Raw genomic sequence first — 13,663 nt, 5'->3', positions numbered from 1 at the left:
TCATCAGCTTGCCGGCTGGTCCTCTGGCCGTAGCCCAGTTTGCTCCCGTTCCAGATAGTGCTGATCGATCTCCGGCAGCGGTTCGCCCTTAATCGTGGCTTCGAACGCTCGCAGCCGCTTGTGGACTGACAAGAGCTCAACGATCGTTGACCAGGAATTAACAAGATATTGGAACGAGCTGGTCACTTGGCTGAACGCGGAACTGACCTGGTTGACGAGACCCAACGTCAAGGTTCCGGCGATCAACGAAGGAGTCATCAAAAAAAGAGGGAATATGGTATTTAGTTGCAAGTAGAGATAACGGACCACATTGAAATAGACGTAGTGGAAATAGAGCCGGAAGTAATTCTGGCGCACATTTCCGAACAATTCGGAAACGGTCGGCGGCTGCGCTCGGGACTGATCGTCCTCACCATAAACAAGTTCCTTGCGGTAAGCGGCTTCGACGCGCTGGTTGCGAAATTGCAAACCGGGCAGCTTTATGCCGGCGGTGGCAATGCATACCGTCCCAAAAATTGCCCAAAAGATCGCAGCCAAAACCAACGGCTGCGGCACCTGACCGATGAAAGGCAATGCCGTAATGTGCTTTGAGTAGGCAAGCAAAATCGGCATGAAGGCGATCAAAGTCATTATCGAGTCAATAAAGCTGGTCCCAAGATCTTCCATGATCTTTGAAAAGCGCATCGTGTCTTCCTGCACGCGCTGGGAAGCTCCCTCGATGCTCCGCACCCTAGGCCAGTAGGACATGTAGTAGTCGTTCATCGCTGTCCGCCAGCGAAACACCCAATGGCTCACAAAGAAATTTGTCAGAACGTAAACAGTAACAGCCACCAGAGCGATGCCGAGGAAAGTTATTAACTGCGCATAAACATCATACTCTATGGCCTTCACACTTTTGCTGACAATGCCCTGGATCAGATCCCAGAACGGCCCGTACCAGGCATTGATCGCTACACTCACCTGAACCTGAAAATAGGTCGTGAACAAGATCAGCGAGGAACCCAGGATTGACCAGCGGTCCCACGGGTGCGGGGAATACCAATGCCAGAAGGCGTAAAAGAGCAGTACACCAAGGGTAAAATAGATGTAGAACCAAAGGAACGGAGGCGACCAGAAAACGGAAACGCCAATGATCGGCGCCGCGTCCACTGCGGGAAGGGGCAATCCGACCAAAGCGCCTAGCTGGTCGCCGCCGAGAAACCACACGGCCACCATGACCGCACTCCAGACGGCGGCCGAGGTGAAAAAGAGCTTCGGCTGCGGGAAGAAGGATACGAACACTGTGGGGAAATCCTCGGTCGGTGCGCAAATCAGCGGCGTTGCTGTTCAGCGGGCATAAGGTCACACATTAGCTGGAAAGAAAATGCCCGTGCCCGATGCCCGCAACCGAGCAAGACCATAATCATGGCGATTTTGGCGCAGCCGACCAGGCGATAGCACCGGACGCGAGCAGGACGGCGGCAGCCACGATCGAGGCGAGGAAAAAGTTACCCGAGGCCTGCGCAAGCAGCCCGGCGACGATCGGGCCGACGATCTGGCCAAGGCCGAAGGCGGCCGTCATCACCGCCAGCATCCGGCGTGGTGCTTGCGGAGCAAGCTGTCTGCCGGTCTGCAGACCAAGCGCGGTGATGGCCATGAAGGTGCCGCCGACGAGAAGACCGCCGAGCAGCGGGCCGATGCGCCCGCCCATGGCGACACTGGCGCTGACGCCGACCACCTCGACCAGGCATCCCAAAGCATAGGTGGCATAAAACCCGATTCTGGCCGCGAGCTTTTGCCAGAGCCAGACCGAGGGAAAACCGGCAAGTCCGGTGACCATCCAGACCACGGCCTCGAAGATGCGGCCGCCGCCGCCCTGGCGGACGATGGCGACCAGGAACGTTGCCGTGACGATATAGCCGAAGCCGAACAGGCCGTAGGCGACGATGATCTTCACCAGCGAGCTGTCTTTCGGCAGCGCCGGCTCGCGGCCGGTGGCGCTGTTCGCGGTCGAGGTGTTGCCTGCCAGCAAGGCAACGGCGGCAAAGCCGCAGGCCGAAATCACCGCGGACCACAGCCAGCCCGCCGCCCAGCCGGCATGTTCGGTGACGAGGACTGCCAACAGGGCCGAGGACGCCGCGATGCCGAGACCGACGCCGCCGAAATACAGCGCCTGCAGGTCGTTTCGCCCGGCCGCTGCGAGGTGGCCGAAGACGATGCTGGTCATGAAGACCAGCACGAAGGAGCTGGCGAGGCCGGCAAGAAAACGGATCACGAGAAAGGCGGCCATCGTGCCGGTCAGGCCCATCAATCCGGCGAGGATCGCAGTGGCGGCCAGACCGGTCAGCATCAGCTGGCGCTCGCGGCCTTGCGCCCAGCCGCCGGTGGCGGCAAGCGCGCCGATGAGATAGCCGAGATAGTTTGCCGATGCGATCCAGCCGGCATCGGCCGGCGACAGGCCAAGCTCTTCCATCATGCCGGGTAGGATCGGCGTATAAACGAAGCGGCCGATGCCCATGGCGACGGCCAGGGCAATCATGCCGGCGATTGCCAGGCGCAAAGGCGAAACGATGTTCATCGCAGTGCACAATAGGTGCGCCCGCCTGTGAGACAATCCGCCTTTTGTTGGGCCAGAAATGTTCGCGACCACGGTCGGCGGTCGGGCTCGACGGCGGCGCCAAGCGCAGAAGATGGCGAGCCGAGAGCCGTCGTTCCTCGAAGCTCAGCCGCAACAGGTTCCTGCCGAGGTCTCCTCATAGGCTGTTCGCCGGGCAGTCAGCCGGAACGGCATGTCGGCGAGCTCGCGTTCCGACATGGTATCGAGGACCGGATGCGACAGCGGATCGGCCACCCAGCTGATGGCATGGCTATCTTGTCGGCGCTGCTGCGTTCCGATTGGGGAAAAGGCTCCGAGCCATGATAAAATCTTCACCACTTTCGCCTCCTCAAATTTGCATCGCCTGCCTAGAATCCGCCGTTCGGCAGCGTCTGGCAATTGAGATTTCAGCCGTTCGAGTTTAGAAAAACTGTATGGCTATGCTGAACCGCGTCCATCTCAACGGCTTGCGTGCCGTCGAAACCGTCGCCCGCCTGGGTTCGCTTGCGGCGGCGGCCGGCGAACTCAACGTGTCGATGAGCGCCGTCAGCCAGCAGATCAACCGGACCGAAAAGCAGCTCGGCCGGGCGCTGTTCGAACGAACGCCAGCCGGCCTCGTGCTTACCGAATTCGGCGCCGTCTTCACCGCGCGGCTCAGTGCCGGGTTTCGCGAACTCGCGCAGGCGGTGGCGCTTGCCGACGAAACTTCGGAATGCACGCTGGTGGTTTCGGTGGCGCCGGCTTTCGCCTCAAAATGGTTGTTGCCGCGGCTGTCGCGGCATTTCGCCCGGCATCCGAACGTGCTCCTGCGCATCGATGCCTCGGTGCGGCTTGCCGATCTCGATCGTTCGGACATCGACGTCGCCATCCGGCTCGGCGACGGCAAATGGCCAGGCGGGCGGGCCGAATTGCTGCTCGCGCAGGAGATCTTCCCGGTCTGTTCGCCGGCGATCGCCAGCAGGCTGAAGACGATCGACGACCTCGCTCTGACCTGTGCGATCACCGACGAAAGGTCGATGATCAGCTGGGAAAGCTGGTTCGAAGCAGCCGGGGTCGAGCCGGTCGCCTTCATGAAGGGCGCGCGCTTCACCGATCCGATGCTGTGCCTGGAATCGGCGATTGCCGGCCACGGCGTCATGCTCGGCTGGCAATTGCTGGCCGCCGACGCACTGGCCGACGGCCGTCTCGTCGCGCCGTTCGGCGTGCGCGCGCAGAGCGGCCTCGGCTACTGGCTGGTGACCTCGGCCAGCAAGAGCGAAAGCCGCAAGGTCAGGGATTTCAAGATCTGGATCCGCGAAGAGATCGAGGCGACGATGGCGCAGTTCAGGTCGCTCGAAAGCGCGGGCTAAGCCTGCCGACACATCACCGGTGGAAAGGGCCGCGATGCCGGTCTATGTAAGAAACAGTCCCCAAATCACGGCAGGCAGGATCATGACCACACATTCGCGCGGCGTTTCCGCAAGCATCGACCCGGTGAAGCTCGACAGGCTGGCGGAGGTCGCCGTCAAGGTCGGGCTGCAATTGCAGCCGGGGCAGGATCTGGTGCTGACCTCCTCGATTGCGGCGCTGCCTTTGACGCGGCGGATCGTCGAGCACGCCTACAAGGCAGGTGCGGGCCTGGTGACGCCGATCTTCAACGACGACGAGATCACATTGGCACGCTTCCGCTACGGCGCCGACGCCGGCTTCGACCGCGCCGCCGGCTGGCTCTATGAAGGCATGGCGAAAGCCTTCGCCAACAATGCGGCGAGACTTGCCGTGCGCGGCGAGGATCCCTCGCTGCTTTCGGCGCAGGACCCGACAAAGGTAACGCGCGCCAACAAGGCGAATTCGATGGCCTACCAGCCGGCGCTGGAGAAGATCACCGGCTTCGACATCAACTGGAACATCGTGGCGTATCCCGATAAGGCCTGGGCCAAGCAGGTATTTCCGGACGATGCCGAAGACGTCGCCGTGGCCAAGCTCGCCGACGCCATCTTTGCCGCCTCGCGGGTGGATGTCGACGACCCGATCGGTAACTGGACGGCACACAATGCGGCATTGAAGAGCCGCACCGAATGGCTGAACGGCCATAATTTCCACGCGCTGCATTTTACCGGTCCCGGCACCGACCTGACCGTCGGGCTGGCCGATGGCCACGAGTGGATGGGCGGCGCCTCGACCGCCAAGAACGGCATTACCTGCAATCCGAACATCCCGACCGAAGAGGTTTTCACCACGCCGCATGCAAGGCGCGTCGAAGGTCATGTCACGAGTACAAAGCCTCTATCCTACCAGGGCACGCTGATCGACGGCATTGCGGTGCGTTTCGAGGCGGGGCGCATTGTCGAGGCCAAGGCCACGAAGGGCGAGGATGTGCTCCAGAAGGTGCTGGACACAGACGAGGGCTCGCGCCGTCTCGGCGAGGTGGCGCTGGTGCCGCATTCCTCGCCGATCGCAAAGAGCGGGCTGCTGTTTTTCAACACGCTGTTCGACGAGAACGCCGCCTGCCACATCGCACTTGGCCAGTGCTATTCGAAGTGCTTCGTCGACGGCGCCTCGCTCAGCCAGGACGAGATCGCGGCGCGCGGCGGCAACAAGAGTTTCATCCACATCGACTGGATGATCGGCTCGGACAAGATCGACATAGACGGCGTCCATAAGGATGGCAGCCGCGTGCCGGTGATGCGCAAGGGCGAGTGGGTCTAGGCCAAGTGGGCCTCTAGATAGGGCCGGCAAGCAGCTGCGCCTGCTGGCCCATGTGGAGTTGGCAATGGAGCTCGCGGTCAAGCGCATCTACGAGCAGCCCGCGCCCGGTGACGGGCAGCGTGTGCTCGTCGACCGGATATGGCCTCGCGGCGTCCGCGGAAAATACGCCGCGCTAACGGTCTGGCTTAAGGAGATCGCGCCAAGCAATGCGTTGCGCAAATGGTTCGGCCATGAGCCGGCGCGCTGGGAAGAATTCCAGGAGCGATACCGCGATGAGCTCGACCGGAATGGCGAGGCGGTCGGGCAGCTGCGCGTTCTGCTGGGCAAAGGCCGGGTGACGCTGCTCTACGGCGCGCATGACGAGAACCACAATAATGCGGTGGCGCTTGCGGCGTATCTGCGCGGGACGGATTGAAGCGCGAGCCTGCGTCCCGTGACTTTGGAGATTGGCGAAAGCCGTAGCGGCGGCCAGAGGGGGTGCTTCCCTCCGACCCCTCAAGACTTGGGTTCCTCGCCCTCCGCGAAGCGGGGGAGAGGTGGCCGCGAAGCGGCCGGAGAGGGGGTTTTCGTCGAGTGCTCCCCCTCTCCGTCTCGGCTTCGCCGAGCCACCTCTCCCCACTTTCGTGGGGGCGAGGAACCCAAGCTGGAACGAAGCCGCGAAGCCTCGCCGTCCCGCTACGCCTTCAACCCACTCACCGCCTGCTGATAAACATCAGGCTTGAAGCCGACGAGAATCCTATCGCCAAGCTCCAGCACCGGCCGCTTTATCATCGTTGGTTTGGCCAGCATCAGCGCCTTGGCTTTCTTTTCATCCAGACCCAGCCTGTCCTCGTCCGACAATTCGCGGAATGTCGTGCTCGCCTTGTTGAGCAGGATTTCCCAGCCGATCTTGCTTGACCAGCCGTTCAGCCGATCCGCATCCAGCCCTTCGACCCTGTAGTCATGAAAGCGATAGGCAACATCATGGCTCGCCAGCCAGGAACGCGCCTTCTTGACCGTATCGCAATTGGTAATGCCGTACATGGTGATCGTCAAAACGGATCCTCGGATCGGTCGAATCTAGCGGCACCCTAAAACCGCGCCTCTCACTTTTCCAGCGGCCTCGCCGGGCATCCGTGATTTTCGCGCTTGCCAATAGTAAGGAATTTCCCTAAGTGATTCCCGAGTTAACTTTGGCCATGCGGAATGGCCGACGCAAGGAAATGACCATGACGAGCCTGCAGACCGAAAGCCCCCCGCCGATCGACGGCATTTTCCGGGCGCTCGCCGATCCGACCCGGCGGCGCGTAGTCGAGCGGCTGAACCGAAGCCCCGCCTCGGTCAGCGAGCTTGCCCAGCCGTTCGAAATGGCCCTGCCATCCTTTATCGAGCATCTCAGGGTTCTGGAAGGCTGCGGGCTGGTGCGTTCGGAGAAGGCCGGCCGCGTCAGGACCTACCGGCTCGCGCCAGAGCCGCTGAAGCTCGCGGAAAACTGGCTGGCGGAGCAGCGTGCGCTGTGGGAGCGCCGCCTAGATCAGTTCGACGACTACGTCCTGAAACTCAAGGAGAAAGACAAATGAATATGGTCCCGCTGTTCCAGCTAAATCCGAAGCTCGACCTCGTGCTCGAACGGACGATCGAGGCGCCGCCAGAACTGCTGTGGACGGCCCTGACGAAGCCCGAGCATGTCCGCCAATGGTTCACGCCGAAGCCGTGGATCATCACCGATTGCGAAATCGACCTGCGGCCCGGCGGTCTGTTCCGGACCCGCATGCAGTCGCCGGACGGCAAGGAGGTCAACGACCGCCGTTGCTGCTACCTCGAGATCGTCCCGAACGAGCGGCTGGTTTGGACCGACGCGCTGCTGCCCGGCTACCGGCCGTCAGGCGACCCCTTCATCACGGCGGTCATCTCGCTGCAATCGGAGGGCAAGGTGACGCGCTACACGGCGACCGCCATCCACCGCGACGAAGCCACGCGCAACAGCCACGAGGAGATGGGCTTCTACGACGGCTGGGGCACGGTGGCGGATCAGCTGGCGGGCTACGTCAAGACGATCTGAGGAGGTCCTGCTTCGCGCTCACATTGCGGCCACGGAATCGTCGTGGCCGTTCAGCTGCCAGCGTCCCAGCCGAACAGAAATGATGCGAGCGCTGGTGCTGGAGCACCAACGCTCGCAACCACATTTCGGTTGGTAGCTTGCCGGATATCGAAGGTTCAGGCGCCGTAGCCGATGATGCCCTTGATCTCGAGGAAATCGTGGATCGCCCAGTCGGCATATTCGCGGCCGTTGCCGGACTGCTTGTAGCCGCCGAAAGGCGCGAACGTGTCCCATTCGGGATAGTTGATCGACACCTGTCCGGCGCGCAGCCGGCCGGCAATCTTCCGGGCATGGTCGATATCCCGGGACTGCACGTAGGCTGCCAGCCCGTAGACGGTGTCGTTGGCGATCTTCACCGCATCATCATCGTCGTCATAGGAGATGACCGACAGCACCGGACCGAAGATCTCCTCCTTTTCGATCGTCATGCCGGGCGTCACGTGGCCGAAGACGGTCGGCCTGACATAGTAGCCACGATTGAGGTGCTCCGGCCTGCCCGGGCCGCCGGTGACCAGCGTAGCGCCCTCGGCGATGCCGGCCTCGATCAGCCGCTGGATCTTGTCGAACTGGATGTTGCTGACCACCGGCCCGAGCCTGGTCTCTTCCGAGCGCGGGTCGCCGACCTTGTGCGCTTCAGCGGCCTTTTTGGCAATGGTCAGCGCCTCGTCGTGACGGGCGGCCGGCACCAGCATGCGCGTCGGCGCGTCGCAGGACTGGCCGCTATTGCCGAAGCAGGCGTTGACGCCCTGGAGCACGGCCGCTTCGAAATCGGCGTCGGGGAGCAGGATGTTGGCTGACTTGCCGCCGAGCTCCTGCGCAACGCGCTTGACAGTCTCGGCCGCCGTCTTGGCGACGATGATGCCGGCCCGGGTCGAACCGGTGAACGAGACCATGTCGACATCGGGATGGCCGGCCATGACCTGGCCGACATCGGGACCGGTGCCGTTGACCATGTTGTAAACGCCCTTCGGCGTGCCGGCAGCCTCCATAACCTCTGAAAAGATGATGCCGCTGATAGGCGCGATCTCGGATGGCTTCAGCACGACGGTACAGCCGGCAGCGATCGCCGGCGCCACCTTGCAGACGATCTGGTTGAGCGGCCAGTTCCACGGTGTGATCAGCGCGCAAACGCCGACCGGTTCCTTGACCACCATGGTGCCGCGGCGCTTCTCACTGAATTCGTAATCCTCCAGCGCCTTGATGGTGGCTTCCATATGCGCCCTGCCCGCCCAGGCCTGCGCCTCGCGCGCCCAGCTGATCGGCGCGCCCATTTCCTGGCTGACCGCCTGGGCGATATCCTCGTAGCGCTCATTATAGACTTCGAGGATGCGCTTCAGCAGCGTCAGGCGCTCGGCCTTGCTGGTCTGCGAGAACGCTGGGAATGCCGCCTTGGCCGCCGCCACGGCCTTGTCGACATCGGCTTTCGAACCGACCGAGATTTTCGTGTAGGCCTCTTCGGTGGACGGATCGACCACGTCCAGTGTTGCCGCCACCACGGGACCGACCCACTTGCCGTCGATGAAGAAGTTGAGATGATTGCTCACGGGCCGTGCTCCGGTTTTCTGGAAGTTTGAAAGTCAGACTAGCTGGGCAGCATAGGGCAGTTGGCGCCACGACGCAGGCTGATATGCGCCACGTCGCCGACGCTGAATTGAAAACCCTCCGCCCGGCGCGGCGCGTCGATCACCACCTGTGTCCCCTGCCCCAGCTCTGCATGCAGGCGCAAGGTGCGGCCGTGGAAGACGATGCTGCTCACCCGCACCGGTGCAGTGCCGGCCGCGGCCTCGGTCTCCGCCAAAAGATCCTCCGGACGCACGCCGATGGTGCGCACCGCGCCTTCGCCAGGCAACTCGCCTGTTTCCGAAAGGGCCTCCAGCGGCAGGGCGCCGGCGGTGAACCGCAAGCGCTCGCCATCACGGCCGACAAAGCGCGATTGCAGAAGGTTCATGGTACCGATGAAGCTGGCAACGAATTTGGTGGCGGGTCGATCGTAAAGAGTCGCCGGCGGCGCAATCTGCTCGATGCGGCCCTTGTTCATGACGACGATGCGGTCTGAGATCGACAGCGCTTCGGTCTGGTCGTGGGTGACCATGATAAAAGTGGTGCCGAGCTGCGACTGCAGCCGCTTCAATTCGACTTGCATCTGTTCGCGCAGATGCGCGTCGAGCGCCGACAGCGGCTCGTCGAGCAGCAGCACGCGCGGTTCGCAGACGATGGCGCGGGCAAGCGCGACGCGCTGGCGCTGGCCGCCCGACAATTCCGACACGCGGGCGCCGAGCTTGTCAGCAAGGCCGACCATGTCGAGCGCTTCGCCGACGCGCTTTGCCTGTTCTGCCCTGGAAAGCTTGCGCAGCGACAGGCCGAAGCCGACATTTTCGGCGACGTTCATGTGCGGGAACAGCGCGTAATCCTGGAATACGGTGTTGACGGGACGGTCGAAAGGCCTGAGTGCCGTGATATCGCCGCCTTCGAGCAGAACCCTGCCACTCGACGGGCTTTCGAAGCCGGCGATGACCCGCAGGCTGGTGGTCTTGCCGCAGCCGGACGGCCCGAGCAAGGTCAGGAACTCGCCGCGGGCAATGTCGAGATCGACAGACTCGAGCCCGACGATGCCGCCGAGGAATATCTTGGAGACCTTGTCCAGCCGGACGAGAGGATCAGGCGCCATCGCGAACCTCGGACGGCTTGGTCGTGTTGACCCACAGGATCTGGCAGCGCTCGCTGCCCGGATTGCGGAAGGCGTGCAGCAAGGTGCTCTTGAAGGCGAAGCTGTCGCCGGCCTTCAGCCCATAGGTGGTTGAATCGACCACGAGCTCGACCTCGCCCGACAGGACGAAACCGAATTCGTGGCCGGCATGAGCATAGGCTTCGGCGGTGCCGCCACCGGCTTCCACCGTCACCAACATGCCGGTGAGCGTGGCGGCCGGCGGCGACAGCAGTGCCTTGGCAATGCCTTCCGACTTGACCGGGATCTGCCGCCGGCTGTTGGCGCGCACGCAATAGAGATCGTTGCCGGCATCGTTACCGTCGGCAATCAGCGCCGACGGCTCGATGTCGAGCGCGGCGGCGAGCGGCCAGATCACTCGTACCCGCAATGACGACATGCCGCGCTCGATCTGGCTCAGCGCACCGATCGAGACGCCGGCTTTGGCGGCAAGTTCGGCCAGCGAGAGATTGCGCTCCAGCCTGAGCGCCCGCACCCGCCGGCCGACCCTGACGTCGGCGTCGTCCTTCGGCTTCTCAGCCGCTTCGTCCAGCATGTCCATCCGTTCGACCTCGTTACAGTATTTTTGGCCGGCGCCGCGCGGTCTTCCCTTCTCCCCTTGTGGGAGAAGGTGGCCGAGCGAAGCTCGGTCGGATGAGGGGTGTTCCAGAAAACAACAACGCCTCATTCCTTCCAACACCCCTCAACCGTCTTGGCGCTGCGCGCCAATCCACCTTCTCCCACAAGGGGAGAAGGGAAGACCAGGTTCAGCCGCCCGCCTTGACCTTCTCGAACATCTTGGCGAGTTCGTCATTCTGTTTCATCGGCCCGGTGAAGACGGTGGTCTTCAGCATCACTTCCGGGTCGGACGGCAGCTGCAGTTTCTCCAGCTCCTCCTTCGGCACGGCGGCGAAAGCCGAGCTGGTCGAGCTGCCATAGCCGTAGGCCTGGATCAGGTATTTGCCCGAGTCCGTTTCCAGCCGGCTGTTGATGAAATCATAGGCAAGATCGACGTTCTTGGCGTCCTTGAGCATGACGAAGCCGCAAGCCCAGGTCAGCATGCCTTCCTTGGGCTTCATGAACTCGACAGGCACGCCCTGCTTCTTCAGCGAGGTGGCCGAGGCGTTCCAGGTCATGGCGGCGACCAACTGCCCACTCGCCAGCGCCTGTTCGACCGAGGTCATGTCGGTGGTGTAGTTCGAGAGCAGCGGGCGCTGCTCGCGCAGTTTTTCCGCAACCTTGTCCATCTGCTCCGCCGTCATGTCGAACGGATTGACGCCGGCAAGAAGGGCCGCCACCACCGGTGTATCGTGCACGGCATCGATGGTCGCCATGCGGCCGGCATATTGCTTGTCCCAAAGCAGGTTCCAGCTGGCTTCCGGATTTTTCACCAGATCGGCGCGATAGAGGATCGAGGTGTTGCCCCAGTCCCACGGCACCATCCAGACCTTGCCGTCGCCAGCCTGCAGGTCGGGCAGGTTCTTGAAGACGGGGAAGATCGAATCCCAGTTCTTGATGCGCTTGGTGTCGATCGGCTGCAGCAGGCCTTCCTTGTTCCAGCGCGCCACCTTGTCGTAGCAGGGATGCGCGACATCGGGGCGGAAGCCAGCCTTGACCTTGGTGAAGGCATCATCGTCGTCGCCGAACATCGAGGCTTCCACACCATCAGGGTGCGCGGCGAGGAAGCTCTTGTTGAAGTCGGGCAGTTCGTAGCCCGACCAGGTGAAATATTGCAGCTTGTCGCCGGCAAATGCGGCGGTCGACGCAAGCGCCAGCGCGAAGGCGGCCAGTCCGGTTTGCGCTGTCTTTGCAGTCATCGATTTCAGGTCGAATGCCATTGCAGTTCTCCTCTTTCGGTTTCTTCTGGTTTTGACAGGTTAGCAGGGGCTGGCCGCTGAGCGGCAGCAAGCCCGCGATGGCGCAGGATTTCGGCAAGTGCGGCGATGACGAAGGACACGGCCAGGATTGCCGTGCCCAGCGCCATGACGGTCGGCAGCGATTTCGGGAAGCGCAGCTGGCTCCAGATATAGAGCGGCAGCGTCGGCTCGCTCCCGGCGAGGAAGAAGGCGACGATGAACTCGTCGAACGAGGTCAGGAAGGCCAGCATGAATGCTGAAACGATGGCGGGCAGGCTGAGCGGCAGCATCACCCGCCTGAATGTCGTCCAGTCGGAGGCGCCGAGGTCGAGTGCTGCCTCGCGGATGGTCTTCGGGATGGCGGCGAAGCGGCTGCGCATGATCACCACCGTCGTCGGCAGCGCGACCAATATGTGACCAAGCACGATGGCAATGCGTGACGGCCCGAAGCCAATGAGGTTGACCAGGATCAGCAGCGAGATGCCGACGATAACACCGGGGATCAGGATCGGCAGCCGGGCAATGGCACTGATCGTGGCGGCCAGCGGCGAGCGGCCATAGAGATCCATGTAGGACACGGTGATGCCGCACAGCGTTGCGCCGGTGGCGGCAACTGCGCCAATGACGAGGCTGGTGGCAAGCGCGCCGGACAGCGCCGAATTGCCGTAAAGCGTGCCGTACCATTCAAGCGTGAAGCCTTGCAGCGGAAATGCCGCCTGGATCGAATTGTTGAAAGAAAACAGCGGGATCAGCAATATCGGCAGATACAGGAACACCAGATAGGCAAGGACATAGGCGCCGAGCCAGCCGCCGCCCTGCTTTGCATCGATACGCGCCGTGTTCATGTGCGGCTGCCGTATCTGCGGTCGGCGAAGCGCACGACCAGCACCAAGGCGAGGATGACCAGCATGACGGCGACGGCGAGTGCCGCGCCGAACGGCCAGTCATTGGCTTTGCCGAACTCGGCCTGGATCAGCGTACCGATCATCGTGCTTGCCGGGCCGCCGACCAGCGCCGGCGTCACGTAGTCGCCGACCGTCGGCACGAAGACGACGAGGGCAGCCGCCAGCACGCCCGGCATCGAGTTAGGCAGCACGACGCGGCGGAAGCTGGTGAACGGCCTGGCGCCGAGATCGGAAGCGGCTTCGAGCAGCGATTTCGGGATCGTCTCCAGTGCCACGTAGATAGGCAGGATGGCGAACGGCGCATAGGCGTGGGCAAGCGTGACGACGACCGCTGCCGGCGTGTTGAGGAAGGCCAATGTCGGCTCCGACCAGATGCCGCTTTCGATCAGCGCCGAGTTCAGTACGCCATTATAAGCCAGCACGATCTTCCAAGCGAAGACACGCAGGAGATAGCTGGTCCAGAACGGCAGGGTCAGCAGAAACAACAGCAGCCCGCGCCGCCGCCCGGCATGGAAGGCAAGGTAGTAGGCGACGGGATAGGCTGTGACGACCGTTGCCAGCGTCACCAGGCCGGCAATGCACAGCGAGCGCAGCGTCACCGTCCAGTACAGCGGATCGGTGGCCACAGTGACGAAATTCGCAAGGGTGAAACCAGCGCCGAGCAGCGAGCCGTCATTGCCGCGAAAGGCGAGGAAGAACACCAGGCCAAGGGCGAAAAGGATCAGCAGAAAGGTGACCAGCCCGCCGGGCAGCAGCATGGCGAAACGGAACCCCGGCGAAGATCGGGTTTCCGGCAGAGGCTGCGTTACGGCGATGGTCGACATCGACTGCCCACGGAATTTGAAATCGACTAAG

General features: G+C 62.6%; 15 protein-coding genes. 5 read left to right on the top strand and 10 right to left on the bottom strand.

Annotated features, from left to right (window positions below):
* Positions 1-3: 3 nt before the first annotated feature.
* From sbmA to NKJ08_RS08335, 3 genes are all read right to left on the bottom strand, one after another.
* Positions 4-1,281, bottom strand: a complete 1,278-nt coding sequence (sbmA, locus tag NKJ08_RS08345; protein WP_352779319.1) for a peptide antibiotic transporter SbmA — start codon at positions 1,279-1,281, stop codon at positions 4-6.
* A 121-nt stretch (positions 1,282-1,402) separates the two neighbouring features.
* Entirely contained in the window at positions 1,403-2,557 is a 1,155-nt protein-coding gene (locus tag NKJ08_RS08340) for a YbfB/YjiJ family MFS transporter (RefSeq protein WP_352781626.1), read from the bottom strand.
* Between the two features lie 144 nt (positions 2,558-2,701).
* Positions 2,702-2,911 (bottom strand): hypothetical protein, encoded by a 210-nt coding sequence (locus NKJ08_RS08335; RefSeq protein WP_502896026.1) that lies wholly within the window; start codon positions 2,909-2,911, stop codon positions 2,702-2,704.
* 98 nt (positions 2,912-3,009) lie between these two features.
* On the opposite strand from NKJ08_RS08335, the gene NKJ08_RS08330 reads away from it, so the two are divergent.
* The 3 genes from NKJ08_RS08330 to NKJ08_RS08320 all read left to right on the top strand — a co-directional run bounded on the left by NKJ08_RS08330 (position 3,010) and on the right by NKJ08_RS08320 (position 5,678).
* Entirely contained in the window at positions 3,010-3,924 is a 915-nt protein-coding gene (locus NKJ08_RS08330; protein ID WP_352529302.1) for a LysR substrate-binding domain-containing protein, read from the top strand.
* Positions 3,925-4,006: 82 nt separating this feature from the next.
* Positions 4,007-5,263 (top strand): aminopeptidase, encoded by a 1,257-nt coding sequence (locus NKJ08_RS08325; RefSeq protein ID WP_352529304.1) that lies wholly within the window; start codon positions 4,007-4,009, stop codon positions 5,261-5,263.
* A gap of 58 nt (positions 5,264-5,321) precedes the next feature.
* On the top strand, positions 5,322-5,678 hold the full coding sequence (locus NKJ08_RS08320; protein WP_352781625.1) for a DUF488 domain-containing protein: 357 nt from the start codon (positions 5,322-5,324) through the stop codon (positions 5,676-5,678).
* A 260-nt stretch (positions 5,679-5,938) separates the two neighbouring features.
* Here NKJ08_RS08320 and NKJ08_RS08315 read toward each other — a convergent pair whose 3' ends face one another.
* Positions 5,939-6,298 carry an ArsC family reductase gene (locus NKJ08_RS08315; RefSeq protein ID WP_352527664.1) on the bottom strand — a complete coding sequence of 120 codons (360 nt, stop codon included), beginning with the start codon at positions 6,296-6,298 and terminating at the stop codon, positions 5,939-5,941.
* Positions 6,299-6,471: 173 nt separating this feature from the next.
* On the opposite strand from NKJ08_RS08315, the gene NKJ08_RS08310 reads away from it, so the two are divergent.
* Together NKJ08_RS08310 and NKJ08_RS08305 are read left to right on the top strand one after the other, a co-directional pair.
* Positions 6,472-6,822 carry an ArsR/SmtB family transcription factor gene (locus NKJ08_RS08310; RefSeq protein ID WP_352527666.1) on the top strand — a complete coding sequence of 117 codons (351 nt, stop codon included), beginning with the start codon at positions 6,472-6,474 and terminating at the stop codon, positions 6,820-6,822.
* Positions 6,819-7,304, top strand: a complete 486-nt coding sequence (locus NKJ08_RS08305; RefSeq protein ID WP_502896022.1) for an SRPBCC family protein — start codon at positions 6,819-6,821, stop codon at positions 7,302-7,304. The genes NKJ08_RS08310 and NKJ08_RS08305 overlap by 4 nt, the downstream gene beginning before the upstream one ends.
* A 155-nt stretch (positions 7,305-7,459) precedes the next feature.
* Here the strand turns inward: NKJ08_RS08305 and NKJ08_RS08300 are convergent, their stop codons facing one another.
* The 6 genes from NKJ08_RS08300 to NKJ08_RS08275 all read right to left on the bottom strand — a co-directional run bounded on the left by NKJ08_RS08300 (position 7,460) and on the right by NKJ08_RS08275 (position 13,632).
* Positions 7,460-8,887, bottom strand: a complete 1,428-nt coding sequence (locus NKJ08_RS08300; RefSeq protein ID WP_352781624.1) for an aldehyde dehydrogenase family protein — start codon at positions 8,885-8,887, stop codon at positions 7,460-7,462.
* A gap of 38 nt (positions 8,888-8,925) precedes the next feature.
* Positions 8,926-10,011, bottom strand: coding sequence for an ABC transporter ATP-binding protein (locus NKJ08_RS08295; protein WP_352527670.1), 1,086 nt, complete (start codon positions 10,009-10,011; stop codon positions 8,926-8,928).
* Positions 10,001-10,609, bottom strand: coding sequence for a cupin domain-containing protein (locus tag NKJ08_RS08290; RefSeq protein WP_352527672.1), 609 nt, complete (start codon positions 10,607-10,609; stop codon positions 10,001-10,003). Before NKJ08_RS08290 ends, NKJ08_RS08295 begins: the two co-directional genes overlap by 11 nt.
* A 205-nt stretch (positions 10,610-10,814) precedes the next feature.
* On the bottom strand, positions 10,815-11,885 hold the full coding sequence (locus NKJ08_RS08285) for an ABC transporter substrate-binding protein (RefSeq protein ID WP_352527674.1): 1,071 nt from the start codon (positions 11,883-11,885) through the stop codon (positions 10,815-10,817).
* The gene (locus tag NKJ08_RS08280) at positions 11,870-12,748 is read right to left on the bottom strand and encodes an ABC transporter permease (protein WP_352527676.1); all 879 of its coding nucleotides are present in this window, start codon (positions 12,746-12,748) and stop codon (positions 11,870-11,872) included. Before NKJ08_RS08280 ends, NKJ08_RS08285 begins: the two co-directional genes overlap by 16 nt.
* A complete protein-coding gene (locus tag NKJ08_RS08275; protein WP_352527678.1) occupies positions 12,745-13,632 on the bottom strand; it encodes an ABC transporter permease in 888 nt (295 codons plus the stop codon). Before NKJ08_RS08275 ends, NKJ08_RS08280 begins: the two co-directional genes overlap by 4 nt.
* Positions 13,633-13,663 lie beyond the last annotated feature (31 nt).

The sequence above is a fragment of the Mesorhizobium sp. M0244 genome (assembly GCF_040321795.1).
Taxonomy (GTDB): Bacteria; Pseudomonadota; Alphaproteobacteria; order Rhizobiales; family Rhizobiaceae; genus Mesorhizobium.
This window is presented reverse-complemented; position numbering and strand designations above follow the sequence as displayed.